Here is a 16205-nt window from a genome sequence, read left to right on the forward strand (position 1 = left end):
CGGCGCGAGGGTTGGTGAAGGAATGTGTGACATTACTTGGCTCCGAATGCCTTGTTCATGGCGTCGGCGGCTTCGGCGGTTGCCGTGTTGACGTCCGCCTTGCCGGTGACGATCTTCTGGTACATGCCGGTGAAGACGCCCTGCGCATCGATGGTTGACCAGGTCTCCGTGACCGGGACGAAGTTGGTGCCGGCGCCGAGGGTCTGGATAAAGGGTGCCACCTGGGTGTTGGACGCTGCCACAGTCTTCTGGACGTCGGAGAAGGTGGGCAGGTTACCCATGGAGTCGAACATCTTCTGCTGGTATTTCTTGCTGGCCAGCAGCTTCACGAAGTCGGCGGCCAGCGTGCGGTGGGTGCTGCTGTTGAAGACGCCGAGGTTGTTGCCTCCGGCGAAGGCCGGGGCAACGGAAGCCGCCGTTTTGCCCGGAACGGGGACCACTGCGAATTTGTCCTTGACGGCGCTTGCTGCGACGGCCTTGTAGTTGAAGTCGCCGCCGATGGTCATGGCCGACTTGCCGGCAATGAACTGCTGGACGCTGGCGTTGCCGCCGAACTCAGCGCAGGTCTGCGCAGGGCAGATATCGTCCTTGATGAGGCGGGCGTAGGCGGCGACGCCCTCGCGGGACTCCGTGGAAGCCAAGCCGGAGACGAATGTGTCCCCCTCTTTGGTGGCGATGCTGCCGCCGTTGGCCCAAAGGTACGGCATGGCCGAGAACTGGGCTGCCCCGCCCACGGAGATGCCGAGCATCCCGGGGTTGGCCGCCCTGACGGCGCGGGCAACGGATTCAACGTCGGCCAGGGTCTTGGGGACCTCCAGGCCGAGCTGCTGGAGCAGGTCCGTGCGGTAGTAGAGGGCTCGGACGCCGACGAACCAGGGAACGCCGTAGTTCTTGGCGTCGATTTCGGTGGTGGCCAGGATCTTGCTGTCGAGGTCCCGGGCTTCGTCCCAGTCCTTGATGTCGGCGGTGACGTCTGCCAGGCCGCCGGAGGCCACGTAGCTCGCCAGGTCGGTGTTGCCGAATTCGGCGACGTCGGGGGCACTGGAGGGATCGTTGAAGGCTGCCTTGAAGCGTTCAGCCCGGCTGTCCACGGGGATGTACTGGACGTCGATCTTGGCGCCGCTGTGGGCTGCCTCGAACTCGGTCACGGCCTCTTTGACCACGGCGGACTTGGGGTCCTGGTTGACTTCGGAGAACAGCCACACACGGACGGTTCCGGTCTGCTCGTCCGAGGATGAGGCGGCGTTGTTCGAGGTGGGCGGGGCGCAGGACGTCAGGGCCAGGGCGGTCAATGCGACTGCCGCGGCGGTGCGAGCGAGTTTCAAAATTCCTCCATTGGAAAAGTGGGATGAGGTTTGCAGGGTGTGAGTGAGCAGGGGCGGGCAATTAGAGGGTGCATGTTAGGGCCGCCAGGCGGGCTGTTTCCTGCCGAGGCAGCCCCGCGGCCGGCAGCGCAGCGGCACCCAGGGCTGCAGCTCCCAGTGCCGCAGCCCCCAATGCCGCCAGCGGAATGTCCGCGGGGAGCAGTTCAAAGCGGTCTGGGAGACGAAGGGACTCGAGGAACAGGGACTTGTCCGCACGCCGTTCAAGTTCGGACTGGATGCCTTGGAGCAGCGCCGGCCCCAGGGCGGCGAGGCCCCCGCCGATGATGATCCGGTGGGCCCCCGTCGACAGGACCAGGATCTGGATCGCCAGCGCCACGCCGCGGCACAGCGTTTCCGCCGCTTCGCGGGCCTGCCGGTCGCCGGTGAGCGCTGCCGTGAACGGATCCCGTCCGCCGCCCGGCGGCGGAGTCCACATCCGGGCCAGGGCAGACCCGGATGTCAGGGTTTCCAGGCACCCCACTTGGCCGCAGGCGCAGGGGGTGTCCCCGGCGACCGGCAGATGGCCGATTTCGCCCAGCATGCCGTCAGGCCCCCGGAGGACCAAGCCGTTCCTGACGACGCTGGCGGCCAGGCCCGTGCCGAGGTTCAGGTACGCCAGCGTCTCGTCGTGGGAAACGCCCGAGCCACCGGGCACCGATCCGTCGGCTGTTCGGGCCGCGAGGATGCCGTAGGCCCCTAAAGCTGCGGCCTTCACATCGTTCTCAACGGCAACGGGAGATCCGAGCAATTGCTCCAGTTCGCCCGCCAGGTTGAGGGTTTCCACGCCCAGATTCACGGCGTGGCGGACCACGCCGGTGGACGGATCCACAAGACCGGGCATGCAGGCCCCCATGGAGTCCGGCCGGCCGTGGCCGGCCTCGGCCATTGCGTCCCAGGCCAGGGACGCGGCCACTCCGACCACCTGGTCCCCGCCGAAACCGGAGGGTGCGGTGCGCAGGGCGGCTAGCGAGCCGTCGTCGTGCAGGATCGCGGCCGCTGTTTTGGTTCCGCCGATGTCCAGCCCGAGCCTCATGATGCGGGTCCGGCCAGTGCGGGTGCCGTCAAAATGGGTACCATTACGCAACGCCCAATTGGTTCCAGAGCACCAGCACAGAGGTTCCCCGCAGGACGATGTCAGGGGCGTCGTCGGCCAGCCGGACAGATACCGGTGCCGGGTCCTGCTGCAGCAGCCGGGAAAGCAAGGTTGTCTCGACGGCGTCGAGCAACTGCCCGTCGAGCAGGTGCGGCGGTCCACTCAGGACCACCTCGGACAGATCGAGTGCGCCGACAACCGGCGCCAATGCGACGGCGAGCCGTTCACCGGCCTCGCGGAACAAAGCGTCGGCCGCAGCCTCAGGTTCGGGGCTTGCGGCTGCTTCGGCCATCTTCCGTTCGAGGTTGGGGACGGACATCCAGGTTTCCAAACAGCCGGTCTTCCCGCAGTTGCACACGGCTCCCCCGTCGGTGCCTACAGTGACGTGACCGATTTCGCCGGCGCCGGAGTGGGCGCCGCGAACGCGCCGCCCGCCCACGATCAGTCCGGAGCCGACACCGCGGCCAATCTTCACCAGGATCATGTCGTCGCTGCCGCCCCCGAAGGTGTACTCCGCATGGACCGCAGCGTCGGCGTCATTGGACACCAGCACCGGTATCCCGGTGTGCTTCTGAAGCAGGTCCCGGAGCCGGACATTCTTCCAGCCCAGGTTGGAGGCCTCGACCACAACGCCGTCGGGGCTGACGATGCCCGGGGTTCCGACGCCGATGCCCAGGAGCGTGGCGGTGGCCAGCTCCATGGCGTCGGCGGCGAGCTGGACGACCTGGCTGACCACGGCTTCACCGGTTTCCGGTCCGATGGAGCGCTCGAGCCGGTTGACGATGTTGCCGTCAAGGTCCAGTACGGCGGCGCGCAGGACGCCGTTTTCTGCCAGGTCCATGCCGATGATCTGCAGTCCGCGTCGGTTGAGGTCCACCAGGATGGCCGGTTTTCCTGGGCGGCCCTTCTCGGACTGGCCCAGCTCCACCACGTGGCCGCGTTCAATCAGATGCGCGACGAGGTCCGACACGGTAACGCGGGTCAGACCAAGGGCCCTCGAGAGATCCGCCCGGCTCATGGCACCGGATGAGTGCAGGGTCTGGCGCACCAGGGACAGGTTGCGTGCGCGGCCATCGGAAGGAAGGGTTCCACTTACCGAGCCGGCAGTGCGAACACCTGGAGATTCGTTCATGTTTGTTAGTAAACTATACTAACAATCAAATGGCAATGGTTTTCTTTTGGTTCCACCCCGGCCCCCGGGCCGACCGGACCGGGCCGAACCGAACCGCCCTTACTGCAGGAGCTACCCGTGAAACTCGAAATTGCAGTGGCCAGTGCCGACGGCGCGGGAACTGCCGCCGCTGAAGGCGCAGACCGGATCGAGCTGTGCAGCAGCCTGGAGCTCGGCGGCATCACACCGTCCCAGGGCCTGATGGAGGCCGCCGCGGAACGGGCGCACGGCAAGCTGGAGATCCACCCGCTTATCCGCTGCCGCCCCGGCGACTTCACTTACTCCCCCACCGAGCTGGACACCATGGAGCGCGAGATTCGTATGCTGCTGGCGCAGGGTGCGCAGGGAGTGGTGTTCGGCGCGCTGACACCTGGAGGGGAAGTGGATGTTGCCGCCACGCGCCGCCTCGCCGAGTGTGCCCGGAACGCAGACCCCTCGGCGCAGCTGACCTTCCACCGCGCGATCGACCGGAGCCCCGATGCAGTGGCGGCCGTGGAGGTGCTGTTGGGGCTCGGCTTCACGCGCGTTCTGAGCTCCGGCCGGTCGGCGTCAGCGCGCGAAGGCCTGGACACGTTGGTCCGCATGGCCCGGGCGGCCGCCGGCCACCTTCAGGTCATGGCCGGCGGTGGGCTCAGGATTCCGGACATTCCGGCCGTGAAGCGCTCGGAGTTGGATGCCGTGCATCTGTCGGCCAAGCGGCAGGTGTCCGCGTCGGCTTCCGGAGCATTGTCACTGGGTGCCTGGGATGGAGCTGATCCTATGGCGTATTACGTGACCGACGCTGCGGCAGTGAGGGCGGCCCGCATCGCCTGCGGCTGAAGCCGGAGCGGACCCTAGGCCGCGGGCCGGGGAGGTTCGTGGAGACCGAAGGCTGAGCCTTGGTCGTCCTTGCAGAGCTTGAACCTGCCGTACTCCCCCGCGCTGGTCTCGTCCCCAAGTTCAGGTTCATCGACTGAGCCGCCGAGCTCCCGTACCCGGTCCAGTGCGGCGTCCATGTTGTCCACCCGGAAGAAGAGGTACGGCACGGCGCCGGGGTCCCCGCCGTGCATCCCGCCGGCGAGCCCGGGGGTGCCGATCACGAATCCTCCTCCGGCGGAGGGCCCGGGTGTGAAGTCCCAGCCGAAGAGCGCCCCGTAGAACGCCTTGCCCCGCCGGGGATCTTCGACGCCGATTTCAAAGAATGCTGGCTCGCCGGACATCGCTCCTCCTGGTCTTGGGTGAGAACGCACCCACCCTAGGACCGAAAGCCGGGGCGCACAATGGTGCCGGGCTTTCCTGCCCCTACAGCCTGTGATGCTCCGGGACCGCCCACCGGGCAGCTCCGGAATCGGCTTTGCCTGCCGGGAGGCCTGCAAATGTCCAGACGCAGGGCCGGCCGGAATCGCTCGGGAGGAGCTGGCCCTCGTACAGCGAGACGCTCGCTCCCGCCGGACTCTGCCAGACGCCGGTCAGTTCGCAGTGGGTGCCGGTGGCCTGCCGCCGCGGCACCGACAGGTTGAGGATCCTGCGAGCCCGCTTCTCGGCAACGGGGAGTCTCTTCTTCACAATGACGCTCCTGCCGATTCCCGGTAAGTGCTTTCGGGAACATCCGTAATGAACATGTGCCCGGGGGCGTGGCTGATGGCAAAAGGGGGCCTGGATGCCATCACTGCGCTCTGCGGTGTCACGCCGCACGCCCAGAAAACCGGAACTTCCCCCGGCCGGATCTCCACCGCATCGCCAAAGTCGGGGCGGTTGATGTCAATGATGCCCAGGTCCTCCGGCGACCCGACGTGAACCGGGCTGCCGTGGACCTTCGGCACTTCCAACGTCACCCTGATGGCCGTTTCGACCAGCTCGGGCGGCATTGGGCGCATCGAAACCACCATCGGGCCGTGGATCCGACCGGCCGGCGAGCACTCGATGTTCGTGCGGTACATGGGGACGTTGCGGCCGGTTTCGGTGTGCCGCAGCGGGATGCCGGCACTGGCGAGTGCGGCTTCGAAAGTGAAGCTACAGCCGATGAGGACCCCCACCATGTCGTCACGCCAGCCCGGGGAGACGTCCGCGACTTCGTCGGCAAGCTCTCCGTCCACCCACACCCGGTAAGCGGGGATGTCACTGCGGATGTCGGATCCTGCTGCGAGGGCGCTTTCGTACCGGCCCGCCGGAATGATGTCGATGACGGGGCAGGCTTTGGGGTTGAGCCGGCAGAATTCGATGAATTCGTCGGCGTAGTCGGCCGTCACCGCTATCAGGTTCGCCTGGGTGTAGCCGTCGCTCCAGCCGGAGGTGGGGGTGACCAGGCCGTTGCGGAACTTCAGGCGTGCATCCGAGGGTGCCATGAGGGCGTTGGCCGGGTTCATCGGGCGTCCGCCAGTTCAGTCGAAGACTGCAGGTATTCCTCGTCTTCGGCAACATTGGAGTCCCGTCCGAGGGCCAGGCCAACCAGGGTCAGGAGGCAGGCGACGGTGAGGTAGATGGCAACCGGGACCCAGCTGTGGAAGGTGCTCAGCAGGAGGGTGAACATGAACGGTGCGATGGCGCCGCCGATGATTCCTGCGAACGTGTAGGCCAGTGAGCTGCCGGTGGAGCGGAGCCGCGGCGAGAACTGCTCGACGACGAACGCCGCCTGGGGGCCGTACATGAACGAGTGGCAGAGCAGACCCAGTACGGTGCCTATGATCAGCATGACCGGGGAGCGTCCTTCGAGGACGATGAAGAACAGGTAGGCCCAGACGGCGGCGGCCACTGCGGCGATGGCGTAGACCAGCCGGCGGTTGATGCGGTCCGAGATGGCCCCGGCGAGCGGCATGGTGAATATCTGGAGCGCCGAACCGATCAGTACCGCCACCAGCACCTGGCCGCGGTCGAAGCCGAGTTCCTGAATACCGTAGGTGAGCGTAAAGACGGTGCACATCGCGTAGGTGACGTCCGGTCCGATGCGGCTGAGCATGGCCGCGATGAGGGGCCGGCGCTGGGTGGCCAGCACTTCGCGGATGGGGGCCTTGGGCTTGTCACCCCGGGCCTCCATGGCCTTGAAGATCGGGGTGTCTTCGAGCTTGAGGCGGATCCAGAGGCCGAAGGCCACCAGCAGCGCGGAGATCAGGAAGGCGATCCGCCAGCCGAAGTTCAGGAAGTCCTCTTCGGACAGGGCCAAAGTCAGGACGGCCAGGGCACCGTTGGCCATCAGGTTGCCGGCGGGCGGGCCGATCTGCGCGGCGGATGCCCAGAAGCCGCGGCGGTTGGGGTCACCGAATTCGCTGGAGAGCAGGACCGCTCCACCCCATTCGCCGCCGACGCCGACGCCCTGCGCGAAGCGGAGGAAGACGAGGAGGGCAGGGGCGATGATGCCGATGTTGTCGTACGTGGGCAGCAGGCCGATGAGGAAAGTGGCGACGCCGATCAGCATCAGCGTGACCACCAGGATCTTCTTGCGGTCGATCTCATCCCCGAGCCGTCCGAAGATGATGCCGCCGACGGGCCGGGAAATGTAGCCCACGGCGTAGGTGGAGAAGGCCAGCAGGGTGCCCGTGACGGGGTCCGAGGACGGGAAGAAGATCAGCGGGAAAACGATCGCGGCCGCGGCGGAATAGACGGCGAAGTCGTAGAACTCCAGCGCGGTTCCGGTCAGGCTGGCTGCGAAGGCCTTGTACATGCCCTTGCGCCCTACAAAGGGTTTCGGGACAGCGGGGGCCATTGCTGATTGAGTGGCCATTTGTATCCTCCATGAAGAGTGGATGTCATCCGCGTTTCGGGCGGATGGTGCTAGTGCGCTTCTGCCTTGGCTTGCGACGTTGCAAGGTTGGGGCGTTTGGGCGCTTGTGCGGCTGCCGTGATGGGCTGCGGAAGTCGAGACTGCGAGAAATTGTTGGATCGTTGAACAATCCGAACTTGTTGAACAATTTACGCGACGCAGATCACACCGTCAAGGGTTGACGCTGATTCAATCGTCGTGCGCAGCCGCCTGCGATGGAGGATAGTTGGGTGTCATGACGGCAAGCTACAGGTACGACGTTGAGATCCTGCACCTGCTCGTGTCGACGGGGCATGCCTACTTTGGCCGGGCACGCGAGGGGGCGGCGGATGTCCCCGCCTTGGACGCGGACCAGGTGCAGCTGGTGGCCGGCAAGGGCATCGTGGGCGACCGTTTCTTCGGCAAGGCCGCGCACATGGACGCCGCCGTCACCCTGATCGCGGTCGAGGCCCTCGAAGCCATGGCGGCGGAGCTGGGAACAGCACCTTTTGATCCTCTGTTGACGCGGCGCAATGTGGTCCTCCGGGGCGCCCACCTGGCCCCGCTGCTCGGCGGCGAGTTCGCGCTGGAATCACGCCGCGATCAGGTGCGGCTACGTGCCGGACGGCCTGCCCACCCCTGTGCATGGATGGACCGGATGCTGGCCCCGGGTGCGCACAAGGCCATGCGCGGCCGGGGCGGTGTGCGCTGCCAGCCGCTCTCGGACGGCATCCTGCACCGGGGCCCGGCGGTGCTGATCAGCCCGGTGCCGCTGGACCCGGACAGCGCAGGCACCCCCGCACTGCTGCGCCCCTCCCGGCTGCCGTAGCGGGCGCGGGTTCCGGCGGACCTGGCTTCACACGCGCAGGAGGATGTCGGTCAGTCTCCGCCGTCCGCCGTCGGCCGCGGCCTGATGCACGCCGCACCCAGCACCACGCAGGACATCCACAGCGCCCCGCTGGGCCCGACCGGTGCGGCGAGCAATCCTGCGGCGGCCGGCAGGCTGACCTGTCCCACCCGGTTACCGAGCAGGCGGAGGGCGAGGGCTGCTCCCCGGGACGCGGGCGGGACGGCGTGGGTCACCAGGGTCATGGTGATTGGCTGCCCCAGGCCCAGGAAGAAGCCGCCGATCACCAGCAGGCCGCCGGCGAGCCACGGAAATTCAAACAGCCACGGCAGCAGCGCGAGCGTTGTCCCAGCCCCCGCCAGGCTGGCGATGACCAGCGTTGGCCGGCTCCACCGCGCCAGCAGAACGGGCAAGAGCAGCCGGGATGTAATGGAGGCAGCGGCCCGCAGTGCCAACAGAATGCCCACCATGACAGGCGCGACTCCCTTTTCTTCCCCCAGCAGCGGCAGGAACGCGACCAGGATGTCAGTGGTGGCAAGGAGCGCAAGGCTGGCAACCATGTTCGTCCGAACCGCCGGAAACCGCAGAAGCGCGGCGGCCGAGACCGGAGGGGCCGGCGCAGGTGCATCCGGGTCCTTCACCGGCTTCGCCGATCCCCTGACAGCCGTTCCCGCCGCAAACGGCACCGCGAGCAACGAGATGACCCCGGCGATCAGGAGGCCGGTGTTGGCGTCAGCCAACCGGGCTCCGGCCGGCACACCCTCCGCGGATCCCATGGCAAGGCCGGCGAGGAGCGGGCCGGCCATCTGACCGACGGAGAAGGACGCCGTGAACCAGCCGAAAGCCGCATCCATGTGGTTCAGGGGGACAAACCGTGCGATGGCGGACTGCCCGGCGATGGTGAAGCAGAGGTGGCCAAGGCCGAGCACGGCACTCGCTGCCCCGACCAGGAACAGGGATGGCGACAGGAACAGCACAAACGGGCCCGCGGCCAGGAGAACAGTGCCAATCACCACAATGCCGCGCAAGGAGCTGCGCCGGTCTGAGACCCTTCCGAGCCACAGCGCCGCGGCCACCGGAAGCAGGGCATACGCCGCCGAGGTCAGGCCCACTGTGACGGAGTCTCCGCCCAGGGCCAGGACCTTGTAGGAAATGAGGGGCCGCGCCAGGTTCAGGGCCATCTGGCACAGAACGGCGGAGGCGATCAACATCCACAGCCACTGGCGGGAAAGTTGGCGCCTGCTCAAAACCTCGCCCTTTCACCGGAAATCCCACGTCGTTATAGCCTATAACCTATAGAAGCAGCGTGCAGGACTCAAATCCTCCCCCCCTACGCATGAAGGAGCAACGGTGGTAAACCCGGCCGTAGCACTGACGAAGAACGCCTACGCCTACGATGAGCTGCGCCGTCGTATTCTGACAGGTGACATCAGGCAGGGCTCCGTTCTCAGTCAGGCCCAGCTTGCCAAGGAAATCGGCGTCAGCACCACGCCGCTGCGCGAAGCGCTCCGCCGCCTGGCAGCCGAGGGACTCGTCCAGCTCGAATCACACCGCGACGCCCGGGTCGCCTCCTTGACTGCCGATGAGGCACGCGACCTCTACGTCATCAGGGAAAACCTGGATCCCCTTGCAGCAGGGCTCGCGGCCGAGAGCCGTACACCGGCAGACATCGCGGACATTGAAGCCGCACTGAAGCAACTGACACCCCTGCACGACGCCGCGGACCTCGCCGCAATGATGGCCCACCGGGAGTTCCACCGTGCCATCTACACCGCATCGCACAATCCGCCGTTGATCGGAATCCTGGAAGGCCTCTGGGACAAGGCCGACCGCTACCGACGGATCGGTCTGCAGGGACAAAAGGAATCCGAAAATGACCGGCTCCGGGTCCAGGAGGAACACGTCCACATCGCCGACGCAGTAGTGGCCGGGGATGCCGTCCGGGCCCGCGAGATCATGCAGCGCCACGTCGCCGGCAGCCTTGGGCGCCGCGCCATAGCGGTTCTCGAAAACCAATAGCGCCCCGCCTTTAGGGCAACGCGGCCGGACGACGGCGGGAGGTCCCGCCGTCGTCCGCTTGCGCTGTGCCGCCTCCCCTATAGTGCCGGCTGCTCGGGGACGAAGGCTTCCCTTGCCAGCCGGGTGAAGTCTGAAACGAGAACCGAGGGATCGTCTTTCCAAGACGCCAGGAAGACAGAAATAGGCGGGGCATCGCGGACCGGCCGGTACACGATTCCGGGCCGCGGATTCTGCGCGGCCGTGGCCTCAGAGGACATGCCCATGGCCTGCCCTGTGGAGATGAGCGTCAGCCATTCGTCCACGCCCTGCACAAGCCGGACCAACGCGGGCCGGGACTCGTCGGACCAGAGGTCTTCGGTGGTGGTTCCCGTGCGGTGGTCGACGGCGATCGTTCGTCCGGAAAAGTCAGACAGGCGCAGGAAACGCCGCCGGGCGAGTGGATCCGCCTTGGCGATGGCAGCGTAGCGGGATTCCGTTCCGATGAGCGTGGACGCGAAGCGGTTGTCATTGACGGGGCGGCGCCGCACAACGGCCACTTCGACCGACCCGTTCGCCAGCCCGCCCGCCGGGGCATTCGACTGCACCCAGATCAAGCGCACCCCCGGGTGGGCCTCGTCCCATTTATGCTGCAGTGTCACGGTCCGGCGGCCCAGCGCGGACCACGCATAACTCACCCTCAGCTCGCCGCTTTGGTCTTTGGCTTCGCGTTCAAGCAGCGCAACCTCGTCGAGGACGCGGCGTGCGTGCTCGATGATCCGTTGACCGGCAGCAGTTGGAGTGACGTTGCGGGTTGTCCGCTGCAGAATGCGCAGCCCCAGGGCCCGTTCCAGCGCGGCGACGGACCGCGAAACGGCCGCCTGCGACGTTCCGAGATCGATAGCGGCATCGGTAAAGGTCTGCGAGTCCACCACGGCAACCAGCGCCCGGAGATACCGCAGTTCAACATTCATACGGTCATCGTATAGAACGTTCACCGAGCACATTTTTTCGCGCAGGGGTTTTGCCCGGAAACTTTGGCTTATGGAAGCCTCTTCAGTGCACAGCGCAGGTGGACCCCGCGGGTCAGGCCCGCGTGGGTCAGACCGGCGCGGGTCAGGCGCGCGCGGGTCAACGCTCGTTCGTGGCGTGCTGACCATGGCGGGAAGCGGCGTCAGCAATCAGATCGGCGCCGGAATCGGGGCGCACGCCTTTCCGCTGATCGGGCCGGCCGGAGTTGTCGCTGTGCGCCAGCTTGTAGCCGCGGCGGTGCTGCTTCCCGTTGCCCGGCCTCCCTTCCACCGGTTCACCTGGCGGCAGTGGTGGCCGGTCCTCCTGCTGGGCGCGGCCACCGCCTTGATGAACATCTGCCTCTACGTGGCGATCGAACGGATCGGGCTGGGCCTGGCCGTCACCCTGGAATTCCTCGGGCCGCTGGCCGTCGCGCTGCTGGCGTCGAGGAGCCGGTGGGATTTGCTGTGCGGGCTGACCGCAGGACTGGGTGTGTACGTTCTTGTCCTGCCGGGCCCCACCAGCGACTACGCCGGAATTGCGATCGCCGTGACGGCGGCCGCCTGTTGGGCGGCGTACATCGTCCTGAACAGGGTGGCCGGGCAGCGACTGCCCGGCCTGCAGGCTCCCGCCGCAGCGACGCTGATTTCACTGCTGTTCTACCTGCCCGTGGCGGCCTATTTGGTCATTCAAGGAATGTTTGCCGGTCCGGCGCTTCTCTACGCCGTCACGGCCGGAGTCCTTTGCTCCGTGGTTCCCTACGCCGCCGACCTCATCGCACTCCGCCACGTGCCCGCGGGGTTCTTCAGCGTATTCATGAGCATCAACCCGATCCTCGCCGCGCTCTCCGGAACTGTGGTGCTGGGCCAGATCCTGGTCCTCCACGAATGGCTTGGCATGGCCATCGTCGTTGCCACCAACAGTGCGGCCATCTGGCTGACCGGACGCAGAAATAGAACCCAATCGGGTACAGGCGGCGCAGGGACCGGGTAGGAGCAACAGCTGCACGGCCCGGAGGCGGCAGCGACGATCTAAATGTTCCAACAGCGCAACCGGAAACGGACGACGGCGGCACATCCCGCCGTCGTCCGTTTGCGTCGCGTGTCGGTCGCCGAGGCGATCACACGCTCACCGTCCGTCCCTTGACGCTTCCCTCTGCCCTGAGGAGGATCGGAAGTGTCGGCGCAGTTGGCGGTCTCTTAGGAGTCCAGCTGCGGACCGGCCCCTGAAGGGCCGTGACATGCAGACAGCATCCACCCGACTGGCCCCGGTCCGTCTCGCGGTCCTGACCGCCCTGAGCGCAACAGTGGCGGCGTCCTTCCTCGCAGGCTGCACAGCAGCACCGGAGCCGCCCGGCCAACAGTCCTCACCGCCATCGTCCGCTGCCTCCGCAGCGGAGCCCTCCTCCGGCTTGGAACGCTACCTCGATGCGGTGCGTACCGACGGAGCCTCGGCCGTTGTCATCCAGATGAAAACGAACGGCGAAGAATGGACCCGCGCCGTCGGTGTCCGGAGCCAGGACAACCAGGAACCGGTCCAACTGACGGACCAGGTCCATATCGGCGACGCCACGATCCCCATGGTGGCAGTGTCCGTGATGAAGCTGGTGGAAGAAGGAAAGCTCCGGCTGGACGATCCCGTCTCCCGCCATCTGCCGGAACTCGCAACAATGCTTCACCCGCCGGGGCCCGTCAGCGTGCGCAGCCTGCTCAACCACCGTTCCGGCATGCCCAGTTACTGGGAGGCACTGCTGGCGTCCGCACCCATGCAGGATGTCCTGGCCAAACGGATGACCCATGAAGAGCGACTGGCCGTTGCCGCCTCCGTCCCGTGGGAACCCCGGGGATCGGCCGTTGCCTTCAGCTACTCGAACTCAAACTATGCTGCGCTGGCGCTCCTCGTTGAGCGGTTGCGCGGAGCGACAATCGGCGAAGTCCTTCGCACCGACATCGCGGAGCCCCTGGGGCTCGACGGCACCCTCATGACGGGGGCCGAACCCGGACCGGAACAGCTGATCCACGGTTATGCGCTGCTGGGGAACAAACCCGTTGACGTCGCGCTGCCGGCAATCCACATCGGTTCCGCGGACAGCGGGATGATTTCCACCGTGCCGGACCTCAACGCATTTCCTGGCGCGCTGGCACAGGGGAAGTTGCTGGACTCCAAGACAGTGGCGGAAATGACCGCACCGGACCAGGCAAATGAAGAGGAAGGCTACGGACTGGGGCTCCAGCACTGGAAGGATGCCTGCACCGGCAATTACTACTTCGGCCACGTGGGCGACGTGCCCGGGTATGGGACGGTTGCCATAACCAGCGCCGATGGCTCCCGGCAAGCGGCCATGGCCGTGGCGCTGCCGCCGGCATCGCCACGGGAGGACTTCAATCCGCGCGTACAGGAGATGGTGGACAGGGCTCTTGAGGCGCTCAACAAGGCCTGTTAGCAGCAGCCGTCCCGCCGCGCAGGTATTCAGCATGCTTAGCATTAAGCGGAAAACGGGTTTACGATTGAGGAGTGAACCGCAGGCGGACCGCCGGCGGCAACCAACCGAAGGAGTGGCATCGTGGGATTGGACGACAAGATCGAAAATGCTGCCGAGAAGCTTGGCGGCAAGGGCAAGGAAGCCGCCGGAGACGCTACGGACGATCAGAGCCTGAAAGCCGAAGGCCAGACCGATCAGTCCAAAGCGGATCTGAAGCAGGCCGGCGAGAAGGTCAAGGACGCCTTCAAGAAATAATGCCGCAAAGATAGGGAAGGGTGTCGCTCCGACGGGAGTGGCACCCTTCTTTGCCGGGCTAGTCCGTAATGGTCCAGCCCTCCTGATAGTCAGGGTGCCAGCTGTAGACCGAGGCTAGGCACATGAGCACGTACTCGCTGGTCCCGCCCATCTGCGACGGTATATCGGTAACCAGGGGCACGTTCCCCAGGATCCTCCGCTTGGCGGCACACTCGGCCAGTACGCGACCGGCGGAGAACGGGGAGATGCCGAAGCTGGTCCGTTGCACCGGGTGACCGGATCCACTCTCTTCCAGCTGGCCCGCAGCTGCCTCGTCTTCCGCAATCCGGGCTTCCAGGAATTCGATGATGTCGGCCATGACCCCATTCTTCAACGCCCGCACCTCTTCCATGAAACCGGTCCATGTGGCGACTTGGTGCTCCGCGCACGACGGCGGCACGTCGCGCCGTCGTCGGGTTACGGTTCAGCACCGCTTGCTTTGGGGGTGTCTGCAGACGCCCCTCAGACGTTCCCGCCCCGCCGGCTGGAGACGGACGCCGTCGCGGTTGCCCTTCGTTGCCGCCGTGATCACGGTGAGGCCGGTGGCGAAATGGCCCAGGATGGTCCGGAGCCGGCGCGGGGTGAGATTAGAATGTTCCGTCATGGCGGGTCCTTTCGAAGCTTGTCCACCCAATCAACCACCCTGCCTGGCGGTTCCCAACAGCGGGTGAAATGAACGGACGCGCTGGGCAACACGGGTTAACTCCCCGAAGCATGGCGTAACGAAAACGGGTGCACGCGGGGCCTTGCAGCGCTCCGCCAGTGGGCCGTCGTCTCCATTAGGAGCGTGGTCTTCCCGCGCGGCTGTGCCTGAGTAATCTTTGAATACCGCGAGGGGAAGGAGCCGATCATGGCAGTCACCGAAGTCATTCCGTACCTGTACTACGAAGGGGCGGACGCCGCGCTTGACTGGATGGAGAAGGTGCTCGGATTCGGCCCTTCCACCCGTTGGCGCAACGACGACGGCGTCACCGAGGAAGCGGAAATCGTGGCCGGAGGCGGGCGAATCGCGGTTTCCGGGAGCGCCGCAGATCCAGGCAACGGCGGAGGGCTGTTGCTGATCGTGCACGTGGACGACGTCGACGCCCAGTACTCCAGCGTCCGCGCCGCGACGGACGTGGAGATCGAGCCGCCGGCCGACCAGCCATACGGGCCGCGGACCTTCACGATCGTGGACCCGTGGGGCTATCAGTGGAACTTCTGGCAGGGAGAGGCGACACCGCCCGAGTAACCAAACCTCATGTTTGAGGGTGACGTCCGGTTGCTTATCTCCGGATGCCTAGGGTGGCGATGAGGTCTTCGTGCAGCTCGAACCATACTCGGTGGAAGGAGTCGCGGTCGGTGGCGGTGAGCCAGGCCGGCTCCGTGGCAGCGTTCGCGAGCGCCTTCTCGAGGCGTTTCGTGTATCCGCTGAATCGCGGCAGGACAGCAATCAGCCGGGCTTCCAGATCACGTAAGGATGTCAGCGCTGGCTTGAAGGTCTGCTCTGTCTGCTCGGCAATCCCGTCGCCTGGCCGATGTCCCGCGGACAGCCACTGGAGTTGAAGTTTGCTGCAGGCGGCAACGACCTGTTCGTTCAGGGGTGCAAAGTCAGCGTGCACGCCGATGAGGGCTGGATGGCCGCCGGCAATGTTCAGCTCCTCTTCGAGGAGACGTTCATTTTCTTTCCTACCAGCGACGGTCAGGGACCAGCCCCTGGCTCCTCCGAATGAAGTTCGGTGCGCCCAACCGTTGGCACCTGCAGCTATCAGGCATTGTTCAACGTCGTCCGGATCTTGTCGGAACCGTGCCGCAACTGGTTCAGTGTCAGCGAAACCGAGCAACCTCACAGCGTGGAGCGTGAGCAGTATTGGCTGCTGTGCGTTCACGATGAAGTCGCTCCTGCTGTTGCCGGATTCTCGCGGACGGTTCCATGGGTTCCGTCCACCACGAGCGATGTTCCGGTCGTGATGCGGGTCAAAGCGTGGTTTAGGCCCAGGACGGCGGGGATGCCGTACTCGCGGGCCACAATGGCGGCGTGGGACAGCATTCCCCCTGTTTCCGTGATGACTGCAGAGGCTACAGCGAACAGGGGTGTCCACGCGGGATCAGTAGTGCGGCAGACCAGGACCTCGCCAGGCCTCAGATCGGAGAACTGGTCGATGCTCTGAACGGTCCGTGCTGTACCGCACGCAATACCGGGGCTGGCACCGGTTCCAGTGAGAACGTTCTTGGAGACGTCCATGCTTTCTCT

Annotated in this window: 20 protein-coding genes; 7 read left to right on the forward strand and 13 right to left on the reverse strand. The window is 66.0% G+C overall.

All coding sequences use genetic code 11. The features are described from left to right. Window positions 1-32: 32 nt before the first annotated feature. The 3 genes from J7I92_RS00090 to J7I92_RS00100 form a co-directional block, all read right to left on the reverse strand. On the reverse strand, window positions 33-1325 hold the full coding sequence (locus J7I92_RS00090; RefSeq protein WP_214835657.1) for an extracellular solute-binding protein: 1293 nt from the start codon (window positions 1323-1325) through the stop codon (window positions 33-35). Between the two features lie 61 nt (window positions 1326-1386). Next, entirely contained in the window at window positions 1387-2448 is a 1062-nt protein-coding gene (locus tag J7I92_RS00095) for an ROK family protein (protein ID WP_214835660.1), read from the reverse strand. Further along, window positions 2441-3589, reverse strand: coding sequence for an ROK family transcriptional regulator (locus J7I92_RS00100; RefSeq protein ID WP_214835663.1), 1149 nt, complete (start codon window positions 3587-3589; stop codon window positions 2441-2443). The genes J7I92_RS00095 and J7I92_RS00100 overlap by 8 nt, the downstream gene beginning before the upstream one ends. Before the next feature lie 117 nt (window positions 3590-3706). Between J7I92_RS00100 and J7I92_RS00105 the strand changes: the two genes are divergently transcribed. Beyond that, window positions 3707-4447, forward strand: coding sequence for a copper homeostasis protein CutC (locus J7I92_RS00105; protein WP_214835667.1), 741 nt, complete (start codon window positions 3707-3709; stop codon window positions 4445-4447). Between the two features lie 14 nt (window positions 4448-4461). Here J7I92_RS00105 and J7I92_RS00110 read toward each other — a convergent pair whose 3' ends face one another. The 4 genes from J7I92_RS00110 to J7I92_RS00125 all read right to left on the reverse strand — a co-directional run bounded on the left by J7I92_RS00110 (window position 4462) and on the right by J7I92_RS00125 (window position 7325). Continuing rightward, window positions 4462-4827, reverse strand: a complete 366-nt coding sequence (locus tag J7I92_RS00110; protein ID WP_214835670.1) for a VOC family protein — start codon at window positions 4825-4827, stop codon at window positions 4462-4464. 82 nt (window positions 4828-4909) lie between these two features. After that, window positions 4910-5173, reverse strand: coding sequence for a hypothetical protein (locus J7I92_RS00115; protein ID WP_214835673.1), 264 nt, complete (start codon window positions 5171-5173; stop codon window positions 4910-4912). Continuing rightward, entirely contained in the window at window positions 5170-5973 is an 804-nt protein-coding gene (locus tag J7I92_RS00120) for a putative hydro-lyase (protein ID WP_214835676.1), read from the reverse strand. Before J7I92_RS00120 ends, J7I92_RS00115 begins: the two co-directional genes overlap by 4 nt. Next, the gene (locus J7I92_RS00125; protein WP_214835681.1) at window positions 5970-7325 is read right to left on the reverse strand and encodes an MFS transporter; all 1356 of its coding nucleotides are present in this window, start codon (window positions 7323-7325) and stop codon (window positions 5970-5972) included. Before J7I92_RS00125 ends, J7I92_RS00120 begins: the two co-directional genes overlap by 4 nt. A gap of 274 nt (window positions 7326-7599) precedes the next feature. Between J7I92_RS00125 and J7I92_RS00130 the strand changes: the two genes are divergently transcribed. Further along, window positions 7600-8172 (forward strand): MOSC domain-containing protein, encoded by a 573-nt coding sequence (locus J7I92_RS00130; protein WP_214835684.1) that lies wholly within the window; start codon window positions 7600-7602, stop codon window positions 8170-8172. 50 nt (window positions 8173-8222) lie between these two features. On the opposite strand, the gene J7I92_RS00135 is transcribed toward J7I92_RS00130, so the two are convergent. Beyond that, a complete protein-coding gene (locus J7I92_RS00135) occupies window positions 8223-9437 on the reverse strand; it encodes an MFS transporter (protein WP_251039280.1) in 1215 nt (404 codons plus the stop codon). Window positions 9438-9540: 103 nt separating this feature from the next. Between J7I92_RS00135 and J7I92_RS00140 the strand changes: the two genes are divergently transcribed. Further along, window positions 9541-10209 (forward strand): GntR family transcriptional regulator, encoded by a 669-nt coding sequence (locus J7I92_RS00140; protein ID WP_214835687.1) that lies wholly within the window; start codon window positions 9541-9543, stop codon window positions 10207-10209. Window positions 10210-10286: 77 nt separating this feature from the next. Here J7I92_RS00140 and J7I92_RS00145 read toward each other — a convergent pair whose 3' ends face one another. Further along, window positions 10287-11159, reverse strand: coding sequence for a LysR family transcriptional regulator (locus J7I92_RS00145; protein ID WP_214835689.1), 873 nt, complete (start codon window positions 11157-11159; stop codon window positions 10287-10289). A gap of 184 nt (window positions 11160-11343) precedes the next feature. Between J7I92_RS00145 and J7I92_RS00150 the strand changes: the two genes are divergently transcribed. The 3 genes from J7I92_RS00150 to J7I92_RS00160 all read left to right on the forward strand — a co-directional run bounded on the left by J7I92_RS00150 (window position 11344) and on the right by J7I92_RS00160 (window position 13933). Beyond that, the gene (locus tag J7I92_RS00150) at window positions 11344-12189 is read left to right on the forward strand and encodes a DMT family transporter (protein ID WP_251039308.1); all 846 of its coding nucleotides are present in this window, start codon (window positions 11344-11346) and stop codon (window positions 12187-12189) included. 247 nt (window positions 12190-12436) lie between these two features. Continuing rightward, a complete protein-coding gene (locus tag J7I92_RS00155) occupies window positions 12437-13639 on the forward strand; it encodes a serine hydrolase (RefSeq protein ID WP_214835693.1) in 1203 nt (400 codons plus the stop codon). A 120-nt stretch (window positions 13640-13759) separates the two neighbouring features. Beyond that, complete coding sequence (locus J7I92_RS00160) at window positions 13760-13933, forward strand: CsbD family protein (RefSeq protein ID WP_214835695.1); 174 nt, start codon at window positions 13760-13762, stop codon at window positions 13931-13933. Window positions 13934-13991: 58 nt separating this feature from the next. Here the strand turns inward: J7I92_RS00160 and J7I92_RS00165 are convergent, their stop codons facing one another. Continuing rightward, window positions 13992-14291, reverse strand: coding sequence for a DUF6221 family protein (locus tag J7I92_RS00165; RefSeq protein ID WP_214835698.1), 300 nt, complete (start codon window positions 14289-14291; stop codon window positions 13992-13994). A gap of 105 nt (window positions 14292-14396) precedes the next feature. Then, window positions 14397-14576 (reverse strand): hypothetical protein, encoded by a 180-nt coding sequence (locus J7I92_RS23595; protein ID WP_251039281.1) that lies wholly within the window; start codon window positions 14574-14576, stop codon window positions 14397-14399. Window positions 14577-14822: 246 nt separating this feature from the next. On the opposite strand from J7I92_RS23595, the gene J7I92_RS00175 reads away from it, so the two are divergent. Next, on the forward strand, window positions 14823-15203 hold the full coding sequence (locus J7I92_RS00175; protein ID WP_214835701.1) for a glyoxalase/bleomycin resistance/extradiol dioxygenase family protein: 381 nt from the start codon (window positions 14823-14825) through the stop codon (window positions 15201-15203). Window positions 15204-15237: 34 nt separating this feature from the next. Here the strand turns inward: J7I92_RS00175 and J7I92_RS00180 are convergent, their stop codons facing one another. Both J7I92_RS00180 and J7I92_RS00185 read right to left on the reverse strand, forming a co-directional pair. Beyond that, window positions 15238-15840: a hypothetical protein gene (locus J7I92_RS00180; protein WP_311379965.1), complete on the reverse strand. Its 603-nt coding sequence runs from the start codon at window positions 15838-15840 to the stop codon at window positions 15238-15240. After that, the gene (locus J7I92_RS00185) at window positions 15837-16196 is read right to left on the reverse strand and encodes a PEP-utilizing enzyme (RefSeq protein ID WP_251039282.1); all 360 of its coding nucleotides are present in this window, start codon (window positions 16194-16196) and stop codon (window positions 15837-15839) included. Before J7I92_RS00185 ends, J7I92_RS00180 begins: the two co-directional genes overlap by 4 nt. Window positions 16197-16205 lie beyond the last annotated feature (9 nt).

The organism is Arthrobacter sp. ISL-72 (assembly GCF_018613755.1).
Taxonomy (GTDB): Bacteria; Actinomycetota; Actinomycetes; order Actinomycetales; family Micrococcaceae; genus Arthrobacter.